The sequence below is a fragment of the Kitasatospora sp. NPDC048407 genome (assembly GCF_043200475.1).
Taxonomy (GTDB): Bacteria; Actinomycetota; Actinomycetes; order Streptomycetales; family Streptomycetaceae; genus Kitasatospora.
In genome coordinates, this window is sequence record NZ_JBICXW010000013.1 from 82,856 (window position 1) to 106,761 (window position 23,906).

Genomic DNA, 23,906 nt, shown 5'->3' on the forward strand with positions numbered 1-23,906 from the left:
GACATTTCGCGGAAATTCCTCCCGCTGGCCGCGAAATCGTCACCTGCAACAGGGTTCGGACCGCAGGAATCGGGCAGAGGCCGCATACCCCCAGCGATCCCAGGAGAAAGGCACCAGAGTGGCACTGAGCGTGAGCTACGGGGAACGGTACGGCTGGACGGTCGTCCAGGTCGCCGGCGAGGTGGACATCAGTGGAGTCTCCGCACTTCGGGAGCGCCTCCAGCGACTGGTCACCGAAGGCTGTCTGCGCATGGTGGTGGACATCAGCCGGGTCGACTTCTGCGACTCGACCGGCTTCGCCGTCCTGGTCGCGACCCGTCGCATGCTGTCCTCCCGCGGCGGCCGGCTCCGGCTGGTCCTCCCCGGCCCCGAGACCCACACCCGCAAGATCCTCCAACTCTTCGGCATCCAGCGGATCTTCGACGTCCACGACTCGGTCGACGACGCCCTCGCCGACCTGCGCGAGGCAGCAATGACCGAGAGCACCCTGACCGCGGACGCCGCCGACGCCGTCCCGCGCCCCCGCGAGAGCAGCCGCGCCGCCGCCGACTGACCGGCCCCGCCGCCGACCGACCCGCCCGGCGCGGGGGCCGTCAACGGCGACGGCCGCACCCGCCCGCAGTGGACAAGCCCGCAGCGTCAACGGCGACGGCTGCGGCACCCACGGCCGCGAGGCATCAGCTCGGAGTACCGAAATCCTGCGTCCACCAGGGCCCACCCGCGCCCTGGTGCACCCCCACGCCCAGCTCGGTGAACTCGCAGTTCAGGATGTTCGCCCGGTGGCCCGGGCTGTTCATCCAACTGGCCATCACCGCCGCCGGGTCCTTCTGCCCGCGCGCGATGTTCTCGCCCCAGCCGCTCCACTCGTAACCGGCGGCGTCGATCCGCTGCTGCGGGCCTTCGCCGTCCGGGTTGGTGTGGTCGAAGAACTCGCGGTCCGCCATGTCGTCCGACTGATCCTGCGCCGCCGCCGCCAGCTGCCCGTTCGCCGAGAGCGCCGGACAACCCGCCTGCGCGCGCTGGGCGTTGACCAGATCCAGCACCTGCTGCCCGAGATCCCCGGCCCGCTTCCCGGTGGACGGCACGAGCGCCCGCGACGAGGGCCGGGCCGAGACCGTCGGCTTGCCGGACGGCGACGCCGAGGGCGATGCGAACGGGGAAGACGACGGTGAAGCGGACGCCGACGGCGAGGCGGGGGCCGAAGCGGCCGCCGGAGCGGCCAGCGCCTCCGCCTGCTCCGCACCCGCCACCACCGGCTGCCGCAGCGCCTCCGGGTGACCGTCCGAGGTCGGCGACGAGCCCGGCAGCACGACCGCCACCAGCAGCCCCGCCGCGACCGCCGCCACCCCGCCGCCCACCAGCAACCCGGCCCGGCCCGGCCCCCGGCGCGCCGCCGCCCGCCGGCCGTGCCGGGACCCGGCCCGGTGCGAACCGCCGCGCTGCGACTCGTTCCCGGGCGCGCGCCGGTGCGAGGACGCGCTGCCCGCCAAACCCGTCGGCAGCGCCGAAAGGCCGTCCGGCAGCGGCACCATCGCCAGGCCCGCCAGCAGCCCCTCGGCCGGCATCAGCCCGCGCCGGTGCTCGCCGCACACCGCGCACTCGCGCACATGACGGCCGATCCGCTTGCGCCACAACGCGCTCGGCACACCGTCCCAACCCGCCGTCAGCTCCGCCAGCCACGCGCACCCCGGCACTGCGGCCAGCGCCCGCACCGCCATCCGGGCCGCCTCCAGCTGACCCTTCATCCGCTGCACCCGCACCGCCGCATGCTGCGGCGACACCTCCAGCGCCGCCGCCAGCTCCGCCCGGGACAGCTCGCCCGCCGCCTCCAGCCACCACAGCGCCAACAGGTCCCGGTCGCCCTCGTCCAGCCAGCGCGTCGCCTCCGCGACCTCCCGCCGCTGCTCCGACAGCCCCAGCCGGACGATCGTCAGCCCGACGAAATCGGCGGACGGATCCGCGACCGCCGCCGCGTCCGGCGCCTCGCGCAACGCGCCCTCGTCGCCCTCGTCCCGGAACCGGCGGCGCACCTGGTTCAGCGCGATCGCCACCAGCCAGCTGCGGAACCCGGCCGGATCCCGCAGCCCCGGCAGGCCGTCCACCGCCCGCAGCATGGTCTCCTGGACCACGTCGTCGGTGTCCGGATGCCCCGACAACGCCCGGCCCACCACGTTGTACACCAGCGGCAGGTGGTCACCCACCAGTTCCGCCACCGCCTGCCGGTCGCCGTGCTGCGCCCGACCGACCAGCGTCGTCACCTGCCCACTGTCCACAGCCCGGCCCGTCCTCGTGTTCTCGCGTCGTGCCCTCACACCATCGGAGATCCACCGGCGGGCGGCGGATAACGGAAAAGCGCGGGGAGATTTCTCCGGACCCGCGGGGGAATCTCCCCGGCCCGGGCAGGAAACGACCCTATGGCCTGCGGTGCGGCCGTTTCCAGGCGCGACCGGTGGGGGCGGCGGGACATTCATCCCGCCCGACCAGGCCGTTCGGCCGGTCGGTGGAACGGCGCGAGCGGTATTGAACGCGTTCAGATCTGTGCCATGATGTGGCCGCGAACCATGGGAATCAGGGGGAGCGGTGGCGAATCCGGCTGCGGTGAACGGCTGGCGGCGAAGGGCGCGTCTGTGGGGGCTGGTGGTCGGCTGGTTGGCGCCGGCTCCCGTCGGGCTTCTCGCCGGGATGCTTCTCGGGATGATGACCGGGCTCGTCGGGCTGCTGCTGGGGCCGGTCGCCCTCGGCACCGTCCCGGCCGCCTGCCTGGGCCTCCACCTCGGGCGGAACAGCGAGTGGCTGGTGCTGGACATCGCGTTCGGGGGCGGGATCGTCGTGCTGCCTCTGGTCGCCGCCGTGCTCGGCACGTGGAGCGCGGACGAGTTCACGGCCTGGATGTGGGCCATGGCGGTGGCGGGCACGGTGCTGTACGCCCTGCCGCTGCTGATCGCCGGCGAGGTGGCTGCGCGGGCGGCCCGAAAGCCGCACTGACCGGCGCGTCGGGCGGCGGCGTCACGCGAGTGCGTGGGCGCCCTCAGGTGCCCAGCAGGCGGAGGGACGCCCAGAGCGCCAGGACGGCGGTGGCCAGGGTGGCCGGGGTGGTGAGTGCGCCGAGGCGGGTGAAGGTGCGCAGGCCGCCGTCGTCGATCGCGCGGTCCTGGACGATGCGCCGCCACAGCAGGGTGGCGAGCGAGCCGGCGTACGTCAGGTTGGGGCCGATGTTGACGCCCAGCAGGACGGCCAGCACCGCGCCCGGGCCGGACGGTGCGGCGAGCGGGACGAGCAGCAGCGTGGCGGGCAGGTTGTTGACCAGGTTGGCCAGCAGCGCGGCCAGGCCCGCCAGTGCGAACAGCGTCGGCAGCGAATCGCCGGACGGGACCAGCGCGGCCAGCCAACCGGCCAGTCCGTTGTCCACCACCGCCTTCACCACCACGCCCAGCGCCAGCACGAAGGCCAGGAACGGCACCGCCGCCGCGTGCACGATCCGGCGGGTGTCCGTTCGTCCCGCCGCCAGCGCCCGGACCGCCAGCACCGTCGCGCCGAGCGCCGCCGCCCACGCCGGGGAGACGCCGAGCGCCGAGGCGACCACGAAGCCGGCCAGCGTGCCCGCCACCGTCAGCAGCGCGAAGCGGGGCAGCCGGGGGCGTTCGGCGGGCGCGGGCCGGGCGGCCGGGACGGCGAGTTCGGCGGCGAAGAAACGGCGCAGCAGCAGGTACTCGACGCCGACGGCGCCCAGCCACGGCAGTGCCATCAGTGCGGTGAACCGGCCGAAGGTCAGGCCGCTGGCGGTGAACGCGAGCAGATTGGTCAGGTTCGACACCGGCAGCAGCAGCGACGCCGTGTTGGCCAGGTGCCCGCACGCGTACACGTGCGGCCGGGCCCGGACGGCGAGGACGCTCGCCGTCGCGGCCACCACCGGCGTCAGCAGCACCACCGTCGCGTCCAGGCTGAGTACCGCCGTCACCACCGCCGCCACCCCGAACACCTGGCCCAGCAGCCGCACCGGACGGCCGCCCGAGGTGCTCGCCATCCAGCGGCCGCACGCATCGAACAGCCCCTCGTCGTCGCAGAGTTGGGCCAGTACCAGGACCGCCGCCAGGAACCCCACGACCGGTCCGAGCCGCCCCAGCTCGCCCCATGCTGCGGCCGGGGACACCGCGCCGACCGCCACCAGCAGCCCCGCCGCCGGCACCGCCACCACCGCCTCCGGCCACCCGAACGGCCGCCGCACCGCACTCACCAGCACGACGCCCAGCAGCCCCAGCGACAGCACCTCGGCGCCCATCGCGCCCATCTCCGTTGCCTCCCGACCTGCAGTTTTCCATCCAGCAAGGTCCGCCCGTCGGGCGACCCGCCCCCATCCAAGCAGGCGCTCCCGGGCGCCGAGTGGCCCGCCCGTCGGATATGACTGACATTCGGATAATCGCTTCGGATGTGTGGAGGGCTGGTCGTGGTGGACTGCCGGGACGCGTGGCGCAGGGCGCTGGAAGCGGGATTCTCGATCGGATCGGTGGGGTCGTTCCTGTCGATCGGGTCGGCGTACTCCGTGCTGTCGATCGGATCGGTGGGCTCGGCGCTGTCGCTCGGCAGCGTCGGCTCGTCGTGCTCGGTGCTGTCGGTGGGCTCCTGGCGCAGCGCCGCGTCCGTGCTGTCCGCGGACTCGGTGCTGTCCCTGCTCTCCTACCGCTCGGTGCTCGCGCGGCAGGCCGCGCACCAGCGGCGCGGGGGAGCGGGCTGCCCGCCGAAGGTCGAATGAACTCTCGTTGTTCGCAAGGGCGTTGGCTGCGGCGTGGGGGCGAAAATGAGGTGCGGGCGGGCGGGTCCGGCCGCCATCGTGAGGGAATGGCGACAAGCGCGGCGGTCGAAGGCGTAGTGGCGGGACTCGGGGTGGCGGTGCCACTCGGCGCGGTCGGGGTCCTGCTGCTGCAGGAGGGCCGCCGCGGCTGGGCGCCCGCCGCCGGCGGGGCGACGGCGGTCGCGGCGGTCGATGGCGCGTACGCCACGGTCGCCGTACTGGCCGGCCCCCGGGTCGCCCACCTGCTCACCGGCCACGAGAGCGCGGTGCGCGCCGTCTCCGCCCTGCTGCTCGGCGCGATCGCCGTCCACGGCCTGCTCGGCCTGCGCCGCACCGCCGAACCCACCGAACCCGCCGAGGCCCCGTCGGTCGGCAGCGCGGCCCGCGCGTTCGGCCGCTTCGCCCTGCTGACGCTCGTCAACCCGCTGACCGCCCTGTACTTCACCGCCCTGATCACCGCCCGGGGCGCGGACGCCCGGGCCGGCGCCACCGCCTTCGTCACCGGCGTCTTCCTGGCCTCCCTGGTCTGGCAGCACCTCCTCGCCGCGGCGGGCGCCTTCGCCGGCGCGAAGCTCGGCCCCCGGGTGCGGCGCTCGACGTACGCGGCGGGCTACGGGCTGGTCGCGGTGCTGGCGCTGCGGCTGGCGTTCAGCAGCTGAACTGGGCGCCCGGCAGCGGGAATTCGGTTGCGGAGGCGCTGATCGGGCGAAAGGCTCCATTTGCCCCGAGCCCCTTCGAAACTGGACATCCGATGAGCAGCGTCATAGTCAGCACCCGCCACGGCCAGGTTCGCGGCCGCCTCCACGACGGCACCGCGGCCTTCCTGGGAATCCCTTACGCCGCACCGCCGTTCGGCGCCGACCGGATGCGGCCGCCCCGGGCCCCCGAGCCGTGGAGCGGCGTGCGCGACGCGCTCGTCCCCGGCCCCAGCGCCCCGCAGCCCGGCTACGCCCCCGCGATGGCCGGCCTGCTGGTGGAGGCCGGCCCCCAGGGCGAGGACTGCCTCAACCTCAACGTCTGGACGCCGTCGCCGCATTCGTCCGGCGAAGGACTGCCCGTCATGGTGTGGATCCACGGCGGCGCTTTCCGCAACGGCTCCGGCTCGCTGCCCACCTACGACGGCACCGTCCTCGCCCGCGACGGCGTCGTCTGCGTCACCCTGAACTACCGGCTCGGCGCCGAAGGCTTCCTGCTGCTGCCCGACGGCACCGCCAACCTCGGCCTGTTGGACCAGATCGCCGCGCTGGAATGGGTGCGCGACAACATCGCCGCGTTCGGCGGCGACCCCGGCAACGTCACCGTCTTCGGGCAGTCCGCCGGAGCGATCGGCATCACCGCGCTCATGACGATGCCCTCGGCCGACGGCCTGTTCCGGCGCGCCATCACCCAGAGCGGCGCCGGACACCACGCCCACACCCCCGAGACCGGGCGCCGCATCACCGAACGCCTGGCCGAACTCGCCGGTGTCGAGTGCACCCTCGAAGGCCTCGCCGCCGTCCCGCCCGCGGAGTTGGCCGCGGCCAACAGCCGACTCGCCCAGGAGATCGCCCGCAGCACCGAACCCGCCCAGTGGGGCGAGTCCGCCGGCGGCGGCACCACCGTCCTTCCGGTCGCCGGTACCGCCACGCTGCCCGAACGCCCCGTCGACGCCATCGCCGCCGGCGCGGGCCGCCACCTCGACCTGCTCACTGGCGTCACCGCCGAGGAATTCCGCCTGTTCCTCGTCCCGCTCGGCATGGCCGACCGCATCAACGACGGCTTCCTGCACGGCTTCCTCGCCGCCCTCGGCCTCGACCCCGTGGCCGCGCGCGCCACCTACGCCGAGACCCGACCGCATGCCACCGCCGCCGACCTGTTCTCGGCCGTGATGACCGACCACGGCTACCGCGTGCCCGCCCTCCGCATCGCCGAGGCCCGCGCCGCCCACGGCGCGGACACCTGGTTCTACGAATTCACCGAACCCTCCCCGGCCCTCGATGGCGCCCTCGGCGCCTGCCACATGGCCGAACTCGGCCCCGTCTTCGGCCACTTGAACGACCCGCTGCTGAACAACCCCCTGCTCTCCGCACACCTCCGCAGCGCCTGGACCACCTTCGCCCACCACGGCCACCCCACCGCCGACCAGCTGCCGCCCTGGCCCCCCTACCTCCCCGGCCGCGCCGTCATGCGCCTGAACGCCACCGCGTCCGGCGTCCACCACGACCCGGCCCGCGCCGAGCGACTCCTCTGGACGAAGCTGCGCTGACCGCGACCGCGACCGCGACCGCGCCCGGCGCGCCCGGCCAGGGCGGGCCATCGACGTCAAGGCTCCTCGACCAGGCCGGTGGCGAAGGGGAAGTTCTCCAGGAACTCGCGCCGCCGGAGATCTGGTTCGGCCTCGGCCAGGTCGGCGAGAACCCGTATCCGGGCAGCGTATTCGACCTCCCAACGGCCTTTCCTTCGTCGCGAGTTAAGGTGCAACCGTGATCGGCATTCCGGAGGACTTCGCGCGGAGCACCGTGGCTCGGGAGGGCGAACCGGGGCGGGAGTGGGTGGCAGGGTTGCCCGCGCTGGTCGGGGGGCTGCTGGAGCGGTGGGGGTGTCGGCCGGACGGGGCGGTGGGGCACGGGCAGGTCGGGGTCGTGGTGCCGGTGCGGACGGCCGACGGGGGGCCGGCCGTGCTGAAGGTCTCGTTCCCGCACCCGGGCAACGCACATGAGGCGGACGCGTTCGCCGTCTGGGGCGGCCGCGGTGCGGTGCGGCTGCTCCGGCGCGACGACGCCCGGTTCGCGATGCTGCTGGAGCGGGCCGGCCGGCGCACCCTCGCCGAGCACCCGGACGTCGCCGTGGACGAAGCCGTCGCCATCGCCGGACGCCTCACCCACCGGCTGGCGGTGCCCGCGCCGCCCGGACTGCCACGCCTCGCCGACCGGTCCGGGCAGTGGGCGGCCGACCTCCGCAGGGACGCCGACCGGCTGCCCCGGCCGCTGCCGCGCCACGTGGTGGATACCGCGATCGCCACCGTCCGCGAACTCGGGCCCGACCAGCCCGATACCCTCGTCCACGGCGACCTGCACCTCGGCAACATCCTGCCCGCCGAGCGCGAACCCTGGCTGGCCATCGACCCCAAGGGCTACGTCGGCGACCCGGCCTACGACGCAATCACCCTGCTCCGCAGCCGATTTGACGACCTGCTCGCCGCAGGCGACCTGCGGCGGGCCGTGCTGCGCCGACTCGCGATCTACGCCGAAGCCGCCGAACTCGACCACCGGCGCGTCCGCCGCTGGGCCCAGGCCCGCGCGGTGAGCGCCGCCCACTGGGGGCGGGAGCACGGCGACCCGGACTGGCTGGTCGAAGTCACCGACCGGATTGCGCAGTTGCTGTGCGGCAACCACCCGTCCCGCACGCGGAGTACGGGCCGGGTCGAGACCTGAGACTCCACGCCGGTTACCTGCGCGGAAAGCGGAGGTTGCCGTCCGGGAACGGACGCCGGTGCCGGCCCGAGCTGCGGCGGGGCCGTCTTGAACTGGCGGCCGGGGATGCAGGATGCTCACTCGCGGAGGATCAACCTGCTTTGGGCGGAGGAGAGTTGGACTGGGCTCACGCGGCCGGTTACGGCGCCGTCGGGGGAGCGGTGGTCGAACTGGTGGTCGCCAATGGGCGGTTGCTGGCGTGGCAGGCGGCGCGGCACCGGGCGCGGCAGGAGAGACGGCGGCGAATGCCGCCGCTGCGTCATTACGTCGACTTCTCGGCGGACCTGGCGGCCGGGCTGAGCCGGATCGCACTCGGGGCGGTCACGGGGTGGCTGCTGCACACCCAGATCACCGGACTGTACGCGGCGGTGGCGGCCGGGGCCTCGGCGCCCGCGCTGTTGCGGCAGATCGGGTCGTTCACCTCCGCGCAGGCCGTCCTGAGGGGCGAAGAACCGCCGGTGGCCGGGGAGCCCGAAGACCAGAGGCCCGTGCCGGTGCCGGGGCGGCCGGGGGAGGTCGGGTCATGAGCTTCGGACGTCGCTACCGGGACTCGCTCATGGCCGATGGGCCGACGCCGGTCCCGTTCCGCCCCCGACTCGGGCCCGAAGTGCCCTGGTGGCGGCGCTACTTGGCGTCGCTCGTCGGTGTCGAGCCGACCGCGAGGACGGAACGTGCGGCGGACGCGCCGGTGCGGGAGACCGGGTTCGTGGTGCTGCGCCCGATGGTGCAGCTGAAGACGGCTGCCTGGGTGGGCCCGCGCGGAAGGGTGGAGGTGGCACGTCGGCGGCGCGTTCGGTTGACGCCCGGGCTGGCTTTCGCCGCGGCCGCTGCCACCGTGCTCGCCGGTGTGGTTCTGTTCGTCCCGCACGGTACCGACCGCGATCCGGCGGTGCCGCCCCCGGCGCCCTCGTCGTCCGCTTCCCGCGGTGCCGCACCGGCGGGCTGCGGCGAGGCGCAGCGGGCGCTGGACGCGTACCGGGCAGCGTCGGCGTCAGCGTCGGCGTCGGCGGGGACGGGCGGCGCGGGGCAGGCCGCCTCGGCGCGGGCGGCGAACATCGCTTTGCAGTCCGCGAGTTCGGAGGCGGACCCGTATGTCCGGACGGTGATCCTGAGGCTGGCGGACGAGTTCCGGGAACTGAGCCTCCGCCTGGACGGCACGGCGAGCGGCGATCCCGGGCAGGCGGTGGCGGACATCGAAGCCGACACCACGCTGCTCGAACACCGGTGCGCGGAGAGCCTGTTCGATTCGCCCTGACCTTCGGCGTCCAGGGCCGAGCAATCCGGATGAGGAAAGCGGAAGTTGACGGTCAGTTCGGGCCGCGGACTGTCAGCGGCGGATGGGAGGGTGCTCGGATGGACACCCGCCTGCACGCCATCGCCGAGTACTGGAACGACGCCGCTCCCGCCTTCGACCAGGAGCCCGATCACGGGCTGGGGGCCGAGGCCACCCGACAGGCCTGGGTACGGCGGGTGGCCGAGTGGGCGCCCGGCGGGCCGCTGGACGTGCTGGACGCCGGGTGCGGGACGGGGTCGCTGTCGCGGCTGCTGGCGGAGGCCGGGCACCGGGTGACGGGGGTGGACCTGGCGGCCGAAATGGTGGAGCGGGCCCGGGCGAAGCTGGCCGGGGCGGGGCTCGCCGGGCGGTTCATGGTGGGGGACGCCTCGCGGCCGCCCGTCGGAGCCGAACGGTTCGACGCCGTGCTCTGCCGGCACCTGCTGTGGACGCTGCCCGACCCGGAGGCGGCGCTGCGGCACTGGACCACCCTGCTGCGCCCGGGCGGCCGGTTGGTGCTGATCGAGGGCCGGTGGCGCGAGGCGGGCGCGGAGTCGGAGCCGTACGCGGAGGGCGTGGGCGAGCTGCCGTGGGCGGGTGGTGCGAGCGCGGAACAACTTGCCCGTGCGGTAGGGCCGTTGGTGCGTGAACTGCGGGTGGAGCCGCTGTCGCGGGACGCCGAACTGTGGGGCGGTCCGGTGTCGGACGAGCGGTACGCGGTGCTGGCGACCGTCTGAGGCGGGGCGCCGGTCAGGGCGACCGTGCTGGAGCGGGGTCAGCCGGCGGCGCGCCGGTCGTCGGCGACCACGCCCAGCCAGACCTGGGCGGCGTCGTCCAGCGGGACGTCGAGCGCGGCGCACAGGCCGACCACGGTGCCGAAGCCGGGGCTGGGGAGACGGCCCATCTCGATCTTGCGGAGGGTCTCGGGGGAGATGCCGGCGCTCTGGGCGACGGCGACCGGGTCGCGGCCGGCCCTGGTTTCGCGGAACAGCGCGCCCAGGCGCCGGCCGGCTTCGATCTGCTCGGGGGTGAGGGGGATTCGCACCATGCCGCCACGCTACCGATCGCGGTGGCCCGCCGTCGCCCCGCCCGGGAGCCCGGCGGGATCCGGAGGACAGGGCCTATCGCACCGGCAGCTCGGGTTCGCCGTCCTGCCGGGGGCCGAGGATGCGGCGGTCCGCGGCATCGATCCGGACGTCGTCGATGCTGGCTTCGCGCCGCCGCATCAGGCCGGTCGGGTCGAACTCCCACAGCTCGTTGCCGTGGCTGCGCCACCACTGGCCTTCGTCGTCGTGCCACTCGTACTGGAAGCGGACGGCGATCCGGTCGCCGTCGAACGCCCACAGGTTCTTGCGCAGGGCGTATTCGTGTTCGCGGGCCCACTTGGCGGTGAGGAAGGCGATGATCTCGGCGCGGCCGGTGAGGAATGTGTCGCGGTTGCGCCACACCGAGTCGGGTGTGTAGGCGAGGGCGACGCGCTGCGGGTCGCGGCTGTTCCAGGCGTCCTCGGCGGCCCGGACCTTGGCGAGCGCGCTGTCGCGGGTGAACGGCGGGTGGGGCGGTCGGTCCTCGGTCATGGTGGGCCCCTCGTTCGGAAGGTGGAGAACGGCCGTTCTCCATCGGCGTCGGACGCTAGGCTAGGGAACGACCGTTCTCCACGTCAATCCCCCGCAGGAGTGCGCCGATGCCCGCCCCGCTCACCGAAGAACAGACCCGGCAGGACCACGAGAAGCTGCTGGACGCCGCCGAAGCGCTGTTCTACGAGAAGGGCATCCGCGCGGTCGGCATGGACGAGGTGCGGGCCGCCTCGGGGCTGCCGCTCAAGCGCATCTACCGCCTCCACCCCACCAAGGACGACCTGGTGGTGGCCGTGCTGCGCCGCCGTGACCTGCGCTGGCGGGGCGGGCTCACCACCGCCGCCGAGGCGCACGCCGAGCCGCGGGCCCGGCTGCTGGCCGCGTTCGACTGGCTGGCCGACTGGTGTGCCGAGCCGGGCTTCCGGGGCTGCGCCTGGATCAACGCGTTCGGCGAGATGGGTCCGGCCTCGCCGGCCGTGCTCGAGGAGGTCCGTTCCCACAAGGACGCCTTCCACCGGCAGCTGGCCGACTGGTGCGCCGCCGCCGGCCTCGCCGAGCCCGCGCCCGTCCAACTGCTCGCCGAGGGCGCCATCGTCACCGCCGCGATCGCCGGTACCGACGCCCCGGCCCGGCAGGCGCGCGCCGCCGTCGAGGCGATGCTGGGGAGCGGGTCCGACGGCAGCTGAAGTGGGCGGTATTTAAATACCGTTCTGCTGCTAGGGTGTCCCCGTCCCGCCGGTATTCAAATACCGGCAGCCTCGGAGCGGGCGGCGCGCTGCCGCTGTGCAGGGAGCGTGTCGTGATCGAGTACAAGACCCCACAGGCCATCGAGAAGATGGCCGTCACCGGCCGGTTCGTCGCCGAGACGCTGGCCGAACTGTCCGCGATGGTCGAGCCCGGCCGCCAGGTGATGGACCTGGAGCACCAGGCCAGGAAGCTGATCGAGAAGCGCGGCGCGGTCTCCTGCTACTGGGACTACGCGCCGTCGTTCGGCCGCGGCCCGTTCCGCAACGTGATCTGCCTGTCCGTGAACGACGCGGTGCTGCACGGGCAGCCCCACCCCTATGTGCTGCGCGACGGCGACGTGATCAGCCTGGACTTCGCGGTGTCGATCGACGGCTGGGTCGCCGACTCCGCCGTCACCGTCATCGCGGGCACGGCCGCCGAACAGGACGTCCGCCTGATCGACTCCACCCGGGCCGCCCTGGACGCGGCGATCGCCGCCGCGGTGCCCGGCAACCGCACGGGCGACCTGTCGGCGGCCATCGCCAAGGTCGGCCACGCGGCCGGCTACCGGATCAACACCGACTTCGGCGGCCACGGCCTGGGCCGCACCATGCACGAGGACCCGCACATCGCCAACATCGGACGGGCGGGGCGCGGCCTGGAACTGCGCCCCGGGCTGACGCTGGCGCTCGAGCCGTGGTGGTGCACCGGCACGGCGGAGCTGCGGGTGGACCGGGACGGCTGGACGCTGCGCTCGGCGGACGGCTCGCGCGGAGCGCACTCCGAGCACACCGTGGCGATCACCGAGGACGGGCCGCGGGTGCTCACCGCGCTCTCCTGAGCCGCGTTGTCTGAGCCGCGCTGTCTGAGGCGCACCGCCCTGAGGCGCACCGCCCTGAGGCGCACCGTCCTGAGGCGCCGATTTCGCCACGGTCGGTGCCTGGCGAGTGAGCGGACCGTGACCGCTGTGGCCCGGCCCACCGCCGGAAGGGCGGGCGATCGGCAGTCGGTTGCCGGTCGACTGCGCGGCGTGTGCGGTGCGCCGGTGGGGGAGGCCGAAAGCCGGTGAGGCCGGTCACAAGGCGGGCCGGCCGGGCCCGGAAAATCGCGGGCCGACGGGCCGCGGAAGCCCGATTTACCGCCGGTAATGCGGCTCTGACCTGCACAGACCTTCGAATGCTTGGACATCGGCCAGAACGCCCGTAGCTTCGTAACCAGTGCAGGGCGCACTACCCGGGATCACCCGACATCAACGCCCCGGAGCGGCCCCCGAGCCGCACCGCACGGGCAGGGTGACCGCGACGGAGAGCAGGTCGGTCAACCGACCGCACCGTCCGATCAACAGGCGTGAAGCAGCAGGCCCGCCAGGGCCCTGGTTCCGCCTTGCCTGCCCGGGGCAGCCGAAAGGATTCGCATGATCTTCCGTAACGAGACCGCCACCGCCACGACCGCCGCCACCACCGCCGAGAAGGGCAGCCGTACCCGCAAGCGCGTCCGTGCCGCCATCGTGGCGGGTGCCGCAGTGGCCGTTCTGCCGGTGGCCGGACTCGTCACGGCGACCGGGGCCCACGCCGCCGACGCGTCCACCTGGGACAAGGTCGCCCAGTGCGAGTCGACCGGCAACTGGGCGATCAACTCCGGCAACGGCTTCTACGGCGGTCTGCAGTTCACCAACTCCACGTGGGCCGCGTTCGGTGGCACCGCGTACGCCCCGCAGGCCAACCTGGCCACCAAGGCGCAGCAGATCTCCGTCGCCGAGAAGGTGCTCGCCTCCCAGGGCCCCGGCGCCTGGCCGGTCTGCTCGGTCGTCGCCGGTCTGAGCAAGTAATACGGTCTGACCAAGTATTACGGTCACCCGCTGACCGGTCCGCCCCGCCGGACCATCCGTACACGCCGACGGCCGCCCCTCACCTCGGGAGGGAGCGGCCGTCGGCGTGTCCGCGTTTCCGGGGACGCGGCGGGTCCGCGGTCGGCTGGGGCGCCGATCAGTCGAACCAGTCGGGCTCGGCGGCGTCGATCAGCTCGCGCAGCGTCGGCCGGTCGTGGAACGCGCCGGACAGCAGCGCGCCGAGTTCGCGCAGCGCCGCCGCGTCCTCGCCGTAGGCCACGAACATGCCGGCCTCCGGGTCGTAGCCGAACCGGCCCTCCAAGTGCGGCGCGCGCGAACGCACCGCGGAACGGGCCACCGCCTCCCAGCTGTAGCCGCCGTTCGGCTGCCCGGCGGCCTCGAACACCTCGTCCACCGCGACCATCCGATCGTCCGACAGCAGCAGGCAGTACGAGCCGGGCCGGTGGTCGTACTCGAAGAACCGCAGGGGGGCGTACATCTCACGATCAGTCATGGCCCGGACGGTATCGGCGGCCACCGACAGCCGGGAGACGGATCAGAACGGGTCCGGCACCGCGTTGTCGTTCTCGTCGTAGAAGGTGGTGCGCTCCAGCACGCCGGGCAGCGTGTGGATCAGGTACATCTCCCAGTCGGTGACGCCCGGGGCGCGTTCCCAGGTGGCGGCGTAGGCGGGGATCCGGCCGTTGGCGTCGAACGGGAAGGTGCGCATGCCGTCCTCGTACGCGCGGCCGCGGGCCAGCACGTTGGGCAGGTCGGCCTTGCTGAGGTCCTTCAGTGAGACGTGGATCCGATAGTTCGGGTCCTCGAGCCGGCCGATCAGCTCCCGGCGCAGCTGGGCCTTGGTGAGGTCCATCAGGTGCTCGTAGCCGTACCGTTCGGCGAACGGCTGCACCCGGCCGCCCAGTCCGAGCGCGAGGTTGCGGGGCGGCGGGACGGCGGACGCGGGTGTCGGGGCCTCGACCTCGTCGGTGCCGCTGATCACGGCCCGCTTGCCGTTCACCAGCGTGACCGCCGCGCCGCCGGTGTTGAGTGTGTCGTCGAACGCGCGCTCGGCGGCGGTCGGTGGCCGGGACGGGTCGCGCAGCGACAGGCCGCGGTAGGTGCCGTCGCCCTGGGTGGCCAGGGCGTCGAAACGGCGGGTCGGCCCGGCCGTGCCCGCGTTCGCCATCGCGAACTTGGTCAGCGCGCCGGGGGACAGCACGGCGTCGACCGGCCGGGGGTCGACCGTGACGCCGTGCCGGTCGGCGTACGAGTCGAACGGCCCGCGACGCAGCGCGCCGGAGGCCCGGTCGCCGCCGTCGGTGCGGGTGGCCGTGACGGACGGCCGGGCGCGGTCGACGGCGGTGCCCGGGTCGGTGGCGGCGGGCGGGGTGGCGAGCCGGGCGAGCAACTCGGTGGCCATCTGGTCCACCAGGTAGCCGCGGGCGCTCTGCAAGGTGCTGCGCTTGGAGGCCAGTTCGCCCTTGCGCTTGTCCAGGTCCGCCTGCCCGGACTTGATCGCTTCGCCTTCGTCCGCGATCTTGTTGGCCTTGTCCTTGAGCTGTTTCTGTTCGGAATTGATCGCATCGGCTTCGGCGTTCAGCGCATCCGCGACGGACGGCGGCGCACCGTTCGGGTACTGCGCGACCACCTCGTTGTGCTGCCGGATCTTCTCGTCGTTGGCGTCGAGCGCGTCGAGCACCGCCTTCGACTGCTCGTTGTACGCGCTGGTCCGCCGGTCCAGGTCCGCCTGCTGCCCGTCCAGGCTCTGCTGGGTCGGCAGCTCGGCCAACTGGCGGTTGAACGTGGTGAGCTGGTTGTTGAGGGTGGGGGAGTAGGCGCTGCTAGGGGCGACCGGCTCGATCGCGGCCGCGCCGGCCGAGGAGGCCGCGCCGTCCGAGGAGGCCGCGCCGGCCGGTGGCGCGAGGGCGAACAGGAGGGCCGTGCAGGTCAGTACGAGGGACGCCAACTTCCGCAGCCGGCCCGTCACTTGGCACGCTCCGCCATCCGGTCGGCCAGCGCGCGGGCGGCCGGGCGGCCGTCTCCGGCCTGGCAGACCGCCGACTGGAGCACGGTCGACCCGGCCAGCCGGGCCTCCCGGTAGCACGCCCAGCCGTCGCCGTGGTCCTGGGTGGCCGTCCAGGTCAGCGCGGTGTCGGTGGCGCTGTCCACCCGGTACGTCCAGCGCGAGGCGTTCGCGCCGGAGGCGTCCCGGACGGCGGCGGTGCACGCCTTGAGCCCGTCGGCGAGCGTGCCGAACACCTCCGACGCCAGGTCGGCGGTGGCGTACCGGCCGACGGTCTGGGTGGCGGTGTGGTCCGCCGACGCGGCGGAGTCCTGCTGCGCCACCGACACGAACGCCGTCCAACCCCCCTGATAGACAACGGTGGTGGCCGGTCCGACCGCCACCGAACAGCCCGGCGGGTCGGCCGGCAGCGGGGGCGCCGGTTCACTCGCCCGGGTCTGCTCGTTCAGCGTGCTGCCGACTGCCTTGCTGACCTCGTCCGCGGGCAGCACCACCGCCTGGACCGTCCCCGCCACCACCCGTGGCGAGGCGTCGTTCGCGGGCCACAGCCACCACGCCACGCCGGCCGCCACCGCGACCAGCAGCGCCGCGCCGGCCCCGATCAGCCGCCACCGCCCGGACCGGCCGGGCGCCTTCGCCTCGCTCCCACTGCTCATCGGACTGCTCATGGGCTCTCCCAAGTTCCTCGACGGCCGACACCGCCGGGCGGCGGCGCCGGAAGGAAATCAGGTGCGGCCGGTGGCCCGGCCGTCGCCAACAGTGTCCGGTCACCTGCGGTGAAAGCGAAGCGATTTGAGCGAATGCGACGTTTCCGTCGGGCGGCTGTGGGAGGCTACCGCCGCTCCTCGGGCCCCTCCTCGTCGCCGCCTTTCTCCGGCTCGGGCTTCGGCTCGGGCACAGCTTCGGTCTCCTCCGGCTCCGGTTCGGGCGCGACGAACTCGACCGCCACGCGCTGCTCGGGGCGGCGTTCCTCCTGGAGGGCCAGCGACTCCAGCACGTCCTGGTCAGGTCCGGTCAGCGGCGGCTGGAGCAGCGAGCGCGGCCACAGCCGGCGGGCCAGCACCACGTTCGTCTCGGACGCGTACACGGTGATCTGGGACGCCAGGTACAGCCAGGACAGCAGGCCGATGACCGTCGCGAAGAAGCCGTACACGGCGGTGGCGTGCCGCAGTTGATGCGCCACCAGCACCGCGCCGAACGCCTGCAGGACGGTGAACAGCGGGCCCGCGACCAGGCTGCCCGGCAGCAGGCGGCGGGTCGGCACCTCCTTCGGCGTGAGGATCCGCAGGCAGGCCATGAACACCGCGGTGTTCAGCACCGCCGACAGCAGCAGCCCGCCGACCCGGGCGAGCGTGCCCGCCAGCGTGGTGCCGACCAGCGCCGCAGCGGCCGTGGTCACCACCAGTCCGATGCCCAGCGCGCCGAACAGTGCCAGGCTGCGGGCCAGCCGCGGCCAGTAGCCGGGCCGCCGCACGCCCGGGACGTTCCACACCTCGGCCATCGTGTGCTGCAAAACCTGCGCGATGCCCAGCGCGCCGTACAGCAGGCCGAGGATGCCGATCACCAGCGCCAGCCCGCTGCCCTGCACCGAGTGCACGTTCTCCCGCAACTGGTCGCCGATGATCGGAAAATCGGCCAGCGCGGAGTTGACCACCGCCTCCTGCGCCCCCGGATGACCGTGCAGCACGAAGCCCAGCACGGTGGAGAGCAGGAGCAGCAGCGGGATCAGCGACACGAAACCGTAGTAGGTGATCAGTGCGGCCAGCAGCCCGCCCCGGTCGTCGCCGTACTTCTTGATCACGCCGAACACCGCGGCCGGCGGCCGGTGCCGCTGCTGGGTGCGGTCGACGGCACGCAGCGCGCGCTCGATCGGATTCACTGGCAGTCCTTCCTGCTTGCCGGTTGGCACCCCCGCACCTATCGCGGACCGGTACGGACCGTCACCCACCGGCGGGCCGCGCTCCCCCGAACGGGGGAGCCAAGTCCCCTGTCCGGGGGAATCGACCCACCCCCGGCGATTGGGATCGTCGGAGCCATGACGACACCGAACCTCCCGGCAAATACCCGCCGGGGCCGCCTGCGGACGCTCATCTGCGCCGGAACGATCGCCGCCACGCTGCCCTACCTGACGCTGAAGGCCGCCTGGGTCGCGGGCAGCAGCATCGGCGTGCACGGCGACGGCATGCACAGCGGCGCCATGATCGGCGCCAACCTGGCGACCCTCGGCATGGACGCGATCGCGGCCGCCCTCGCACTCGCCCTGGCCCGCCCCTGGGGACGGCGGATCCCCGGCTGGCTGCTGATCCTGCCGATGTGGGTGGCCACCGGCCTGCTCGCACCGATCGCCCTGGTGGTACCCGTCGCGGCCGTGGTCGGCGCGCTCACCGACGGCTTCTCCTCCTCCGGCAACCCGGGCCAGGACTTCATCGACGGCTGGGTGTACGCCCTGGTCTACGGCGGGTTCGGCCTCCAGGCACTCGGACTGGTCGCCGGGTTCGTGCTGCACGCCCGCGAGCGCTGGGCCGGCGTGTTCACGCTGCGCCTGCGCGACCTGCCCACCGGCCCGGCCGCCGGGGCACGCCGGCTGATCGCGGCCGGGGTCGCCGCGTTCGGCCTGATCCCGGTGGGCATCCAGCTGTCCTGGGCGTTCGGCAGCCACGCCCTTCGCCCCGGCGACACCCGCACGGCGAGCCAGTCCCTGATCGTCGACAGCGGGTACGCCCTGATCATCCTGGCCGGCCTGATCGCCATGCTGGCGGTGACCCGGCAGCGGCAGGACGGCCGGCCCGCCCTCCGGTGGCTGATCACGGCCTGGGTGGGCACCGGGACGGCCTTCGGCTGGGGGCTCTTCTGGCTGATCTCCTCGTCCCTCAGCACCCCGCTGAACAAGGGCGACGACATGCGCGGCCTGGCACTCGTCGGCGGGTTCCAGACGCTGGCGGGCGCGGTGCTCGCCACCGTGCTGGCCCTGATGGTGGTCCAGGCCGCCGCCGCACCCGCCGGGCAGGGGGCGTCCGAGGACGGCGGCGACCGGAGTGGGATGATCCCGGCGTGACGCTACGGGGGGAGGTCCGCCGGACCGCCCGGGCCCTGATCGGCCGGGCGGCCCTGCGGCGCTGGGCGCTGCTGATCCTGGGCGGCGCGATGATGACGCCGTTCTGCTTCGTGACCAACATCGCCCTCGGATTCGTCCTCGAACCGACAGCCCCGGCCACCTCGCTGCTCCGGTCACTGGTGTTCCAGATCGTCGCCTACCTGGCCGCGCTGCCACTGGTCGCCGCCACCGCCGCGACCCTCCCCTCCGTCCGGCAACTCGAGTCGGCGATCGTCCGGACCCTGCTCCCGGTCGGCCCCTGGGGCGAGCGCCCGGACGACTGGACGGCCTCGCGCGGACGGACCGCCGCCTGGGCCGTCCTGCACCTCGGACTCGGCGCGCCCGTCTCCGGGGCCACGCTGGCCGTCCCGCCCGCCGTCGTCGTGCTGCTGACCGTCCGCCCGTTCCTGGACTCGCCCCCCGGATGGCTGGGCGCCGTCCCGGCCTGGCTCGGCCCCGCCGCCGGCCTGCTGCTCGCCGTGCTGCTGCCGACGGCCGCCCGGGCGGCGGGCCTGGTACTCGAGCGCTCCGCGCCCGCGCTGCTCGGACCGTCCGCCGCCGAGAAACTCGCCGAGGCCGAACGCCACAGCGCCCGCCTCGCCGAACGCAACCGCCTCGCACGGGAGTTGCACGACTCCGTCGGCCACGCACTCGGCGTGGTCACCCTGCAGGCCGCGGCCGCCGGCCGGATCCTCGACCGCGACCCGGAGTACGCCCGCCGCGCCCTCGCCGCCATCGAGGAAGCCGCCCGGTCGGCCGCCGACGAACTCGACCACGTCCTCGGCCTGCTCCGCGAGGAGAGCCCCGGCCGCACCCCCCAACCCGACCTGCGCGACATCCACCGCCTCGCCGACACCGCCCGCGCCACCGGCTCACCCGTCGCACTCACCGTCGGCGACCTCGACACCACACCCGCCGTGGTCTCCCGCGAGGCCTACCGCATCGTCCAGGAAGCCCTCACGAATGCTCTCCGCCACGCCGCCGGCGCACCCGTGGACGTGACCGTCGAGGCCGCCGCGGGCGAGCTGCGCCTGCGGATCTCCAACCCCCTGCCCGCTGCGCGCCGCCCCACCCGCCGGGGCGGCCGAGGCACCCGCGGCATCGCCGAACGCGCCCAACTCGTCGGCGGCCACGCCGAGTTCGGCCCGATCGACGGGCACTGGCAAGTGACCGCCCGACTGCCGATCACCCTGGCCCGCCCTTTCACCGAACCACCGACCGCCCCGGAGGGGACCTGTGAGCGCTGACCCCATCCGGGTGCTGATCGCCGACGACGAACCGCTGGTCCGGTCCGGCCTGGCCGTGATCCTCTCCGCCGAACCCGACATCGAAGTGATCGGCGAGGCCGAGAGCGGCGCCCAGGCCGTCGCACTCGCCCGCACCCTGACACCCGACGTGGTGCTCACCGACGTCCGGATGCCCGCACTCGACGGCATCCAGGCCGCCCGGCGGATCCTCGACACGGTCGTCCCCGCCCCCCGGGTCGTGGTCATCACCACCTTCGAGAACGACGACAGCGTCCACGACGCGCTGCTCGCCGGGGCCGCCGGCTTCCTGCTCAAACGCTCCCGGCCGGAGGCCATCGTGCAGGCCGTCCGGCTGGCCGCGTTCGGCGACACCCTGATGTTCCCCGACTCGGTGCGGGACCTGGCACTCCGTCACCGCCGCGAGGCCACCCCGTTCGCGCACCCGCTCTCCGACCGCGAACAGGAAGTGCTGCGCCTGATGGCCGCCGGACTCGGCAACGCGGAAATCGCCAGGTCGCTGTTCCTCGGCGCGGAGACCGTCAAGACCCACGTCGCGAACATCCTCACCAAGCTCGGCGCCCGCAACCGCACCCACGCCGTGGTCATCGCCTACCGCTCCGGCTTCGTCGCCCCCTGACCGTCACCGCCTCCCCGGCGGCCGCCGACAGGACCGCCCCGAGCTCGGGGGTGAAGGTGAGCGGCCCGAGCGGCGTCCGGACGGTGGGCGCGGCGACGGGCACGCGTCGGCGGGGGAGGCGCGGCAGCAACTCGGCGGTCATCGGCGGGGTGCGGTCGGCGCTGTCGCCCGGTTTCCCGGGTGTGCCGTCAGAGGTAGTCCTCCAGGCGGCCGATGGCGAAACCCTCGGCGGTGGCGGTGTCGACGACGCGGCGCAGCATGTCGGACATGGTGCCGTTCCAGCCGGCGGCCGGGGCGCGGAAGTGGGTGAGGATGATGTCGCCGGAGTGGAGCATCTCGTCCGAGTAGCGGTACTCGAGGTGGTCGGGGAACGCCTCCTCGGTCCACAGCACGACGGCCGTGACCCCGCAGGACGCGGCGGTGCGCAGGGCGGCGGGGGTGTATTCGCCGTACGGGGGACGGAAGAGGTAGGGGCGGGTGCCGATCTCCTCCTCCAGGCGGTCCTGCTGGTCGCAGATCTCGCGGCGGAGCGCGTCGGCGCCGAGACGGCGCAGGTCGGGGTGGTTGATGGTGTGGTTGTTGACGGACACGCCGCGGTCGTTCATGGCGCGGAAGTATCCGTAGTCGGAGCGGGCCAGGTAGTCGGAGACGAACACGGACATCGGCACGCCCAGTTCGGCGGCCATCTCGGCGAACTCCGGGTCCTTCTCGGCGCCGTCGTCCACGGTCAGGAACACCACGTTGTCCTCGGTGGGGACGCGGCGGACGACCGGCGGCAGGCCGTCGGCGAGGAGCACGTTCGGCCCCTCGGTGAGCTCCGGTTTCTCGGCGGGCGCGGCGGGCGCCTTCAGCGGGAGGGCGGCCAGGCCCCAGCGTCGGGCGGCCGTGAGCGCGGCCTCCCTCTCCCGCGACTGCCGCTCCGCTGCGGACAGTTGACCGTTCATCTCCTGGCCGGCCGCGCCCCCCGGGGCGGCGGCGGCCGGCTGGACGGCGGGTGGCGCGGCGGGGGCGGAGGCGGCGTGGGTGTCGCCGTCGTCCTGGGAGTGCAGGGCGGCGCAGCCGGTGGTGAGGGCGGCGAGCGCGGTGAGGGCGGCGAGGTGGCGGCGGTGCGAGGGCCTGCGGCCACGGTTCTTCGTCGGCATACCGGCCGATGATCCCCTTGTCGCACCATGAGTAATCGGTTCCTCACTCGGCCGGCGCACGTTCGTTCCTCGTCGGCCCCTCGTTCGGCGTGCCGTCGCACTGTCACCACTGTTCGAGCGCCCGCGCGGGTCGTGCGCCCCCGTACGACCATGGCGCGCCCTGGCGGGGGAGATGCGGCCGACGGGAAGATAGGGTCTTCGCCGCGTGCGCGGCGGTCGTCGTCAGGGGAGGAGTGGTTGCGATGGGTGAGCACGAGAAGCCCGCGCCGGACCCGGGCCAGGGCACCCCGCCGCCCGGGACCTCGGACGGGCAGGTACCGCCCCCGCCGCCAGGCACCGGCAAGCGGCGCAAGTAGGCGCGGTGGCAGAGGAATTGGACCTGCCGTCGTACCGCGACCGGCTCGACCGGACAATGGCGGAACGCGGCGCGTGGCCCGAGGGCTCGCCGTGGGTGCGTGACGCGGTGGCGGCACTGCCCCGGGACGGGTTCGCGCCCGGGCGCCTGTGGCGGTGGGACGGCCTGGCCTGGCAGCCCGTGGACCGGACGGCCGATCCGGCGGGCTGGGCAAGTGAGTTGTACCGCTCGCCGGACGAGGCCGCGGTGACGCAACTCGGCGACGGCCTGCCCACGTCGAGCCTGTCCTGCCAGGCCGTGGTCGCCGACATGGCGGACAGCCTGCGGCTGGAACCCGGGCAGCGCGTCCTCGAACTCGGCACCGGCAGCGGCTGGAACGCGGCACTACTGGCGCGGCGCGCCGGGCCCGGCCGGGTGGTCAGCGTCGAGGCGGACGCGGCTCTCGCCGCCGCCGCGGCGGAACGGCTCGCCGCCGCCGGCCTGGGCGTCGAAGTCCGCACCGGCGACGGCGACTTGGGCGCGCCCGGCCGGCCCCCGTTCGACCGGGTGATCGCCACCTACGCCGTCGAGGAGATCCCCTGGGCGTGGATCGAACAGACCGCCCCCGGCGGACGGATCGTCACCCCCTGGGGCCGCTTCGGCCACGTCGCGCTCACCGTCGCCGAGGACGGCAAGTCCGCCACCGGCTGGATGCAGGGCCTGGCCCGGTTCATGCCCACCCGAACCCAACACGCCCACCAGCAGCGGACGTTCGCCGAAATCCGCGGCACCGCAGAACCTGATCGCCGAGGCGCCACCGACCGCGACCCGGCCCAACTCGCCGACCCGTGGGGCCTGGGCTTCGCCCTGCGCGTCGCCCTCCCCGACCTGACCGTCCGCACTGGTCACGACCAGGACGGCACCAGCGCGTGGATCACCGACGGCCACTCCTCCTGGGCCGTCCTCTCCGCCCGCCCCACCGGCGGCGCCTGGACCACGCAGGGCGGCCCCCGCCGGCTCGCCGACGAACTCGAAACCGCCTGGACCGGATGGGAGACCGCCGGCCACCCCGGCGTCTACGACTACGGCCTCACCCGCACCCCCACCGAGCAGTACGCCTGGGCCAACGACCCTGACACCGGCCCTCGTTGGCCCGCGATCGGCTGCCCGCCGGGGGAACGGCGCGGCCCGACGCCGGTGTGACGGCCGGGCAGGGCCTCCGGCTCAGCCCAGCGAGGCGGCGAACGCGCCTGCGGCGGCGTTCTCCGCGGACAGCATGATCTTCCCGCGGTGTCCCACCTCGACCTGGTAGAACTTCGGTCCGGTCGGCACCATCGGTACCAGCACGTGCAGCTTGCAGGTGGTCCCGACCCGCTTGGCGTCGGCCAGCGCCCCGACGGCGACCACCTGGCCGGTCGCGTCGTAGACCGTGACCGCGGTGCCTTCGGAGATGTCGTCGTACCCCCGCAATCCGGCACAGGAGCCGTCCTCGGTGGCGGCGTTCGAGCCCGTCAGCGACATCCAGCCGCTCAGCGTGAACACCTTCGGCGTCGACTGCCGCTCGGCTGAAGCCTGCTCGGAGCCGGAGAGCCACCAGGCCGCGCCGACGCCGCCCGCGCCGACGAGCACCCCTGCCACGCCGGCTGCGACCGGGAGCAGCCAGCGCCGCGTGCGAGCGGCGGGGGCGCCTGCGGTGGGCGGCTCGGCGGGCATGGGCGGAACGGTGACTTCGGCGAGGTTCTCTTCGAGCATGGGCCCGAGCGTCGCAGCTTCTTCATGAA

26 protein-coding genes are annotated in these 23,906 nt (G+C 74.0%); 16 read left to right on the forward strand and 10 right to left on the reverse strand.

Translation table 11 applies throughout. The features are described from left to right. The first annotated feature begins 118 nt into the window (after nt 1-118). Nucleotides 119-553, forward strand: a complete 435-nt coding sequence (locus ACGFWJ_RS23290; RefSeq protein ID WP_387642483.1) for an STAS domain-containing protein — start codon at nt 119-121, stop codon at nt 551-553. A gap of 124 nt (nt 554-677) precedes the next feature. On the opposite strand, the gene ACGFWJ_RS23295 is transcribed toward ACGFWJ_RS23290, so the two are convergent. Then, a complete protein-coding gene (locus tag ACGFWJ_RS23295; RefSeq protein WP_392952653.1) occupies nt 678-2,258 on the reverse strand; it encodes a sigma-70 family RNA polymerase sigma factor in 1,581 nt (526 codons plus the stop codon). Nucleotides 2,259-2,694: 436 nt separating this feature from the next. Here ACGFWJ_RS23295 and ACGFWJ_RS23300 point away from each other — a divergent pair, with 436 nt between their 5' ends. Further along, the gene (locus ACGFWJ_RS23300; protein WP_392952656.1) at nt 2,695-2,985 is read left to right on the forward strand and encodes a hypothetical protein; all 291 of its coding nucleotides are present in this window, start codon (nt 2,695-2,697) and stop codon (nt 2,983-2,985) included. A 43-nt stretch (nt 2,986-3,028) separates the two neighbouring features. Here the strand turns inward: ACGFWJ_RS23300 and ACGFWJ_RS23305 are convergent, their stop codons facing one another. After that, nucleotides 3,029-4,288 (reverse strand): SLC13 family permease, encoded by a 1,260-nt coding sequence (locus ACGFWJ_RS23305; RefSeq protein WP_392952659.1) that lies wholly within the window; start codon nt 4,286-4,288, stop codon nt 3,029-3,031. 138 nt (nt 4,289-4,426) lie between these two features. On the opposite strand from ACGFWJ_RS23305, the gene ACGFWJ_RS23310 reads away from it, so the two are divergent. The 7 genes from ACGFWJ_RS23310 (at nt 4,427) to ACGFWJ_RS23340 (ending at nt 10,251) form a co-directional block, all read left to right on the forward strand. Further along, nucleotides 4,427-4,750 carry a hypothetical protein gene (locus ACGFWJ_RS23310; RefSeq protein ID WP_392952662.1) on the forward strand — a complete coding sequence of 108 codons (324 nt, stop codon included), beginning with the start codon at nt 4,427-4,429 and terminating at the stop codon, nt 4,748-4,750. 86 nt (nt 4,751-4,836) lie between these two features. After that, nucleotides 4,837-5,448 (forward strand): LysE family transporter, encoded by a 612-nt coding sequence (locus ACGFWJ_RS23315; protein ID WP_392952665.1) that lies wholly within the window; start codon nt 4,837-4,839, stop codon nt 5,446-5,448. Between the two features lie 92 nt (nt 5,449-5,540). Further along, nucleotides 5,541-7,034, forward strand: coding sequence for a carboxylesterase/lipase family protein (locus ACGFWJ_RS23320; protein ID WP_392952668.1), 1,494 nt, complete (start codon nt 5,541-5,543; stop codon nt 7,032-7,034). A gap of 217 nt (nt 7,035-7,251) precedes the next feature. After that, nucleotides 7,252-8,202 carry an aminoglycoside phosphotransferase family protein gene (locus ACGFWJ_RS23325; RefSeq protein ID WP_392952671.1) on the forward strand — a complete coding sequence of 317 codons (951 nt, stop codon included), beginning with the start codon at nt 7,252-7,254 and terminating at the stop codon, nt 8,200-8,202. A 155-nt stretch (nt 8,203-8,357) separates the two neighbouring features. Continuing rightward, nucleotides 8,358-8,768 (forward strand): hypothetical protein, encoded by a 411-nt coding sequence (locus ACGFWJ_RS23330; protein WP_392952674.1) that lies wholly within the window; start codon nt 8,358-8,360, stop codon nt 8,766-8,768. A gap of 194 nt (nt 8,769-8,962) precedes the next feature. Beyond that, on the forward strand, nt 8,963-9,496 hold the full coding sequence (locus tag ACGFWJ_RS23335; RefSeq protein ID WP_392952677.1) for a hypothetical protein: 534 nt from the start codon (nt 8,963-8,965) through the stop codon (nt 9,494-9,496). Between the two features lie 98 nt (nt 9,497-9,594). Next, complete coding sequence (locus tag ACGFWJ_RS23340; protein ID WP_392952679.1) at nt 9,595-10,251, forward strand: class I SAM-dependent methyltransferase; 657 nt, start codon at nt 9,595-9,597, stop codon at nt 10,249-10,251. A gap of 38 nt (nt 10,252-10,289) precedes the next feature. Here the strand turns inward: ACGFWJ_RS23340 and ACGFWJ_RS23345 are convergent, their stop codons facing one another. Continuing rightward, nucleotides 10,290-10,562, reverse strand: coding sequence for a helix-turn-helix domain-containing protein (locus ACGFWJ_RS23345; RefSeq protein ID WP_387642462.1), 273 nt, complete (start codon nt 10,560-10,562; stop codon nt 10,290-10,292). A 73-nt stretch (nt 10,563-10,635) separates the two neighbouring features. Further along, nucleotides 10,636-11,091 carry a nuclear transport factor 2 family protein gene (locus ACGFWJ_RS23350; RefSeq protein ID WP_392952682.1) on the reverse strand — a complete coding sequence of 152 codons (456 nt, stop codon included), beginning with the start codon at nt 11,089-11,091 and terminating at the stop codon, nt 10,636-10,638. A 107-nt stretch (nt 11,092-11,198) separates the two neighbouring features. On the opposite strand from ACGFWJ_RS23350, the gene ACGFWJ_RS23355 reads away from it, so the two are divergent. The 3 genes from ACGFWJ_RS23355 to ACGFWJ_RS23365 all read left to right on the forward strand — a co-directional run bounded on the left by ACGFWJ_RS23355 (nt 11,199) and on the right by ACGFWJ_RS23365 (nt 13,645). Further along, nucleotides 11,199-11,777, forward strand: a complete 579-nt coding sequence (locus tag ACGFWJ_RS23355) for a TetR/AcrR family transcriptional regulator (protein WP_392952685.1) — start codon at nt 11,199-11,201, stop codon at nt 11,775-11,777. Between the two features lie 113 nt (nt 11,778-11,890). Further along, nucleotides 11,891-12,658, forward strand: coding sequence for a type I methionyl aminopeptidase (gene map / locus ACGFWJ_RS23360; RefSeq protein WP_392952688.1), 768 nt, complete (start codon nt 11,891-11,893; stop codon nt 12,656-12,658). Nucleotides 12,659-13,231: 573 nt separating this feature from the next. After that, nucleotides 13,232-13,645, forward strand: coding sequence for a transglycosylase family protein (locus ACGFWJ_RS23365; protein WP_392952691.1), 414 nt, complete (start codon nt 13,232-13,234; stop codon nt 13,643-13,645). Between the two features lie 157 nt (nt 13,646-13,802). On the opposite strand, the gene ACGFWJ_RS23370 is transcribed toward ACGFWJ_RS23365, so the two are convergent. From ACGFWJ_RS23370 to ACGFWJ_RS23385, 4 genes are all read right to left on the reverse strand, one after another. Beyond that, on the reverse strand, nt 13,803-14,159 hold the full coding sequence (locus ACGFWJ_RS23370) for an immunity 51 family protein (RefSeq protein ID WP_387642452.1): 357 nt from the start codon (nt 14,157-14,159) through the stop codon (nt 13,803-13,805). Between the two features lie 42 nt (nt 14,160-14,201). Further along, nucleotides 14,202-15,635 carry a hypothetical protein gene (locus ACGFWJ_RS23375; protein ID WP_392952693.1) on the reverse strand — a complete coding sequence of 478 codons (1,434 nt, stop codon included), beginning with the start codon at nt 15,633-15,635 and terminating at the stop codon, nt 14,202-14,204. Next, the gene (locus ACGFWJ_RS23380) at nt 15,632-16,339 is read right to left on the reverse strand and encodes a sensor domain-containing protein (RefSeq protein WP_392952695.1); all 708 of its coding nucleotides are present in this window, start codon (nt 16,337-16,339) and stop codon (nt 15,632-15,634) included. The genes ACGFWJ_RS23375 and ACGFWJ_RS23380 overlap by 4 nt, the downstream gene beginning before the upstream one ends. A gap of 164 nt (nt 16,340-16,503) precedes the next feature. Next, nucleotides 16,504-17,550, reverse strand: coding sequence for a YihY/virulence factor BrkB family protein (locus ACGFWJ_RS23385; protein WP_392952697.1), 1,047 nt, complete (start codon nt 17,548-17,550; stop codon nt 16,504-16,506). A 156-nt stretch (nt 17,551-17,706) separates the two neighbouring features. Between ACGFWJ_RS23385 and ACGFWJ_RS23390 the strand changes: the two genes are divergently transcribed. The 3 genes from ACGFWJ_RS23390 to ACGFWJ_RS23400 are packed head-to-tail and all read left to right on the forward strand — an operon-like array spanning nt 17,707 to nt 20,649. Continuing rightward, on the forward strand, nt 17,707-18,726 hold the full coding sequence (locus ACGFWJ_RS23390; RefSeq protein WP_392952700.1) for a hypothetical protein: 1,020 nt from the start codon (nt 17,707-17,709) through the stop codon (nt 18,724-18,726). After that, nucleotides 18,723-20,012, forward strand: a complete 1,290-nt coding sequence (locus ACGFWJ_RS23395; RefSeq protein ID WP_392952702.1) for a sensor histidine kinase — start codon at nt 18,723-18,725, stop codon at nt 20,010-20,012. The genes ACGFWJ_RS23390 and ACGFWJ_RS23395 overlap by 4 nt, the downstream gene beginning before the upstream one ends. Continuing rightward, the gene (locus ACGFWJ_RS23400) at nt 20,002-20,649 is read left to right on the forward strand and encodes a response regulator (RefSeq protein WP_387642441.1); all 648 of its coding nucleotides are present in this window, start codon (nt 20,002-20,004) and stop codon (nt 20,647-20,649) included. Before ACGFWJ_RS23395 ends, ACGFWJ_RS23400 begins: the two co-directional genes overlap by 11 nt. Before the next feature lie 188 nt (nt 20,650-20,837). Here ACGFWJ_RS23400 and ACGFWJ_RS23405 read toward each other — a convergent pair whose 3' ends face one another. Continuing rightward, complete coding sequence (locus tag ACGFWJ_RS23405; protein WP_392952705.1) at nt 20,838-21,791, reverse strand: polysaccharide deacetylase family protein; 954 nt, start codon at nt 21,789-21,791, stop codon at nt 20,838-20,840. 361 nt (nt 21,792-22,152) lie between these two features. Between ACGFWJ_RS23405 and ACGFWJ_RS23410 the strand changes: the two genes are divergently transcribed. Next, nucleotides 22,153-23,328: a methyltransferase domain-containing protein gene (locus tag ACGFWJ_RS23410; RefSeq protein ID WP_392952708.1), complete on the forward strand. Its 1,176-nt coding sequence runs from the start codon at nt 22,153-22,155 to the stop codon at nt 23,326-23,328. Nucleotides 23,329-23,349: 21 nt separating this feature from the next. Here ACGFWJ_RS23410 and ACGFWJ_RS23415 read toward each other — a convergent pair whose 3' ends face one another. Further along, on the reverse strand, nt 23,350-23,877 hold the full coding sequence (locus ACGFWJ_RS23415; protein ID WP_392952710.1) for a hypothetical protein: 528 nt from the start codon (nt 23,875-23,877) through the stop codon (nt 23,350-23,352). Nucleotides 23,878-23,906 lie beyond the last annotated feature (29 nt).

Coding starts and splice junctions, on each gene's coding strand:
- ACGFWJ_RS23300 (WP_392952656.1), top strand. CDS start 2,695: ATGATGACCGGGCTCGTCGGGCTGCTGCTGGGGCCGGTCGCCCTCGGC.
- ACGFWJ_RS23305 (WP_392952659.1), bottom strand. CDS start 4,288: ATGGGCGCGATGGGCGCCGAGGTGCTGTCGCTGGGGCTGCTGGGCGTC.
- ACGFWJ_RS23310 (WP_392952662.1), top strand. CDS start 4,427: ATGTGTGGAGGGCTGGTCGTGGTGGACTGCCGGGACGCGTGGCGCAGG.
- ACGFWJ_RS23315 (WP_392952665.1), top strand. CDS start 4,837: ATGGCGACAAGCGCGGCGGTCGAAGGCGTAGTGGCGGGACTCGGGGTG.
- ACGFWJ_RS23320 (WP_392952668.1), top strand. CDS start 5,541: ATGAGCAGCGTCATAGTCAGCACCCGCCACGGCCAGGTTCGCGGCCGC.
- ACGFWJ_RS23335 (WP_392952677.1), top strand. CDS start 8,963: ATGGTGCAGCTGAAGACGGCTGCCTGGGTGGGCCCGCGCGGAAGGGTG.
- ACGFWJ_RS23340 (WP_392952679.1), top strand. CDS start 9,595: ATGGACACCCGCCTGCACGCCATCGCCGAGTACTGGAACGACGCCGCT.
- ACGFWJ_RS23345 (WP_387642462.1), bottom strand. CDS start 10,562: ATGGTGCGAATCCCCCTCACCCCCGAGCAGATCGAAGCCGGCCGGCGC.
- ACGFWJ_RS23350 (WP_392952682.1), bottom strand. CDS start 11,091: ATGACCGAGGACCGACCGCCCCACCCGCCGTTCACCCGCGACAGCGCG.
- ACGFWJ_RS23355 (WP_392952685.1), top strand. CDS start 11,199: ATGCCCGCCCCGCTCACCGAAGAACAGACCCGGCAGGACCACGAGAAG.
- ACGFWJ_RS23365 (WP_392952691.1), top strand. CDS start 13,232: ATGATCTTCCGTAACGAGACCGCCACCGCCACGACCGCCGCCACCACC.
- ACGFWJ_RS23370 (WP_387642452.1), bottom strand. CDS start 14,159: ATGACTGATCGTGAGATGTACGCCCCCCTGCGGTTCTTCGAGTACGAC.
- ACGFWJ_RS23380 (WP_392952695.1), bottom strand. CDS start 16,339: ATGAGCAGTCCGATGAGCAGTGGGAGCGAGGCGAAGGCGCCCGGCCGG.
- ACGFWJ_RS23390 (WP_392952700.1), top strand. CDS start 17,707: ATGACGACACCGAACCTCCCGGCAAATACCCGCCGGGGCCGCCTGCGG.
- ACGFWJ_RS23405 (WP_392952705.1), bottom strand. CDS start 21,791: ATGCCGACGAAGAACCGTGGCCGCAGGCCCTCGCACCGCCGCCACCTC.
- ACGFWJ_RS23415 (WP_392952710.1), bottom strand. CDS start 23,877: ATGCTCGAAGAGAACCTCGCCGAAGTCACCGTTCCGCCCATGCCCGCC.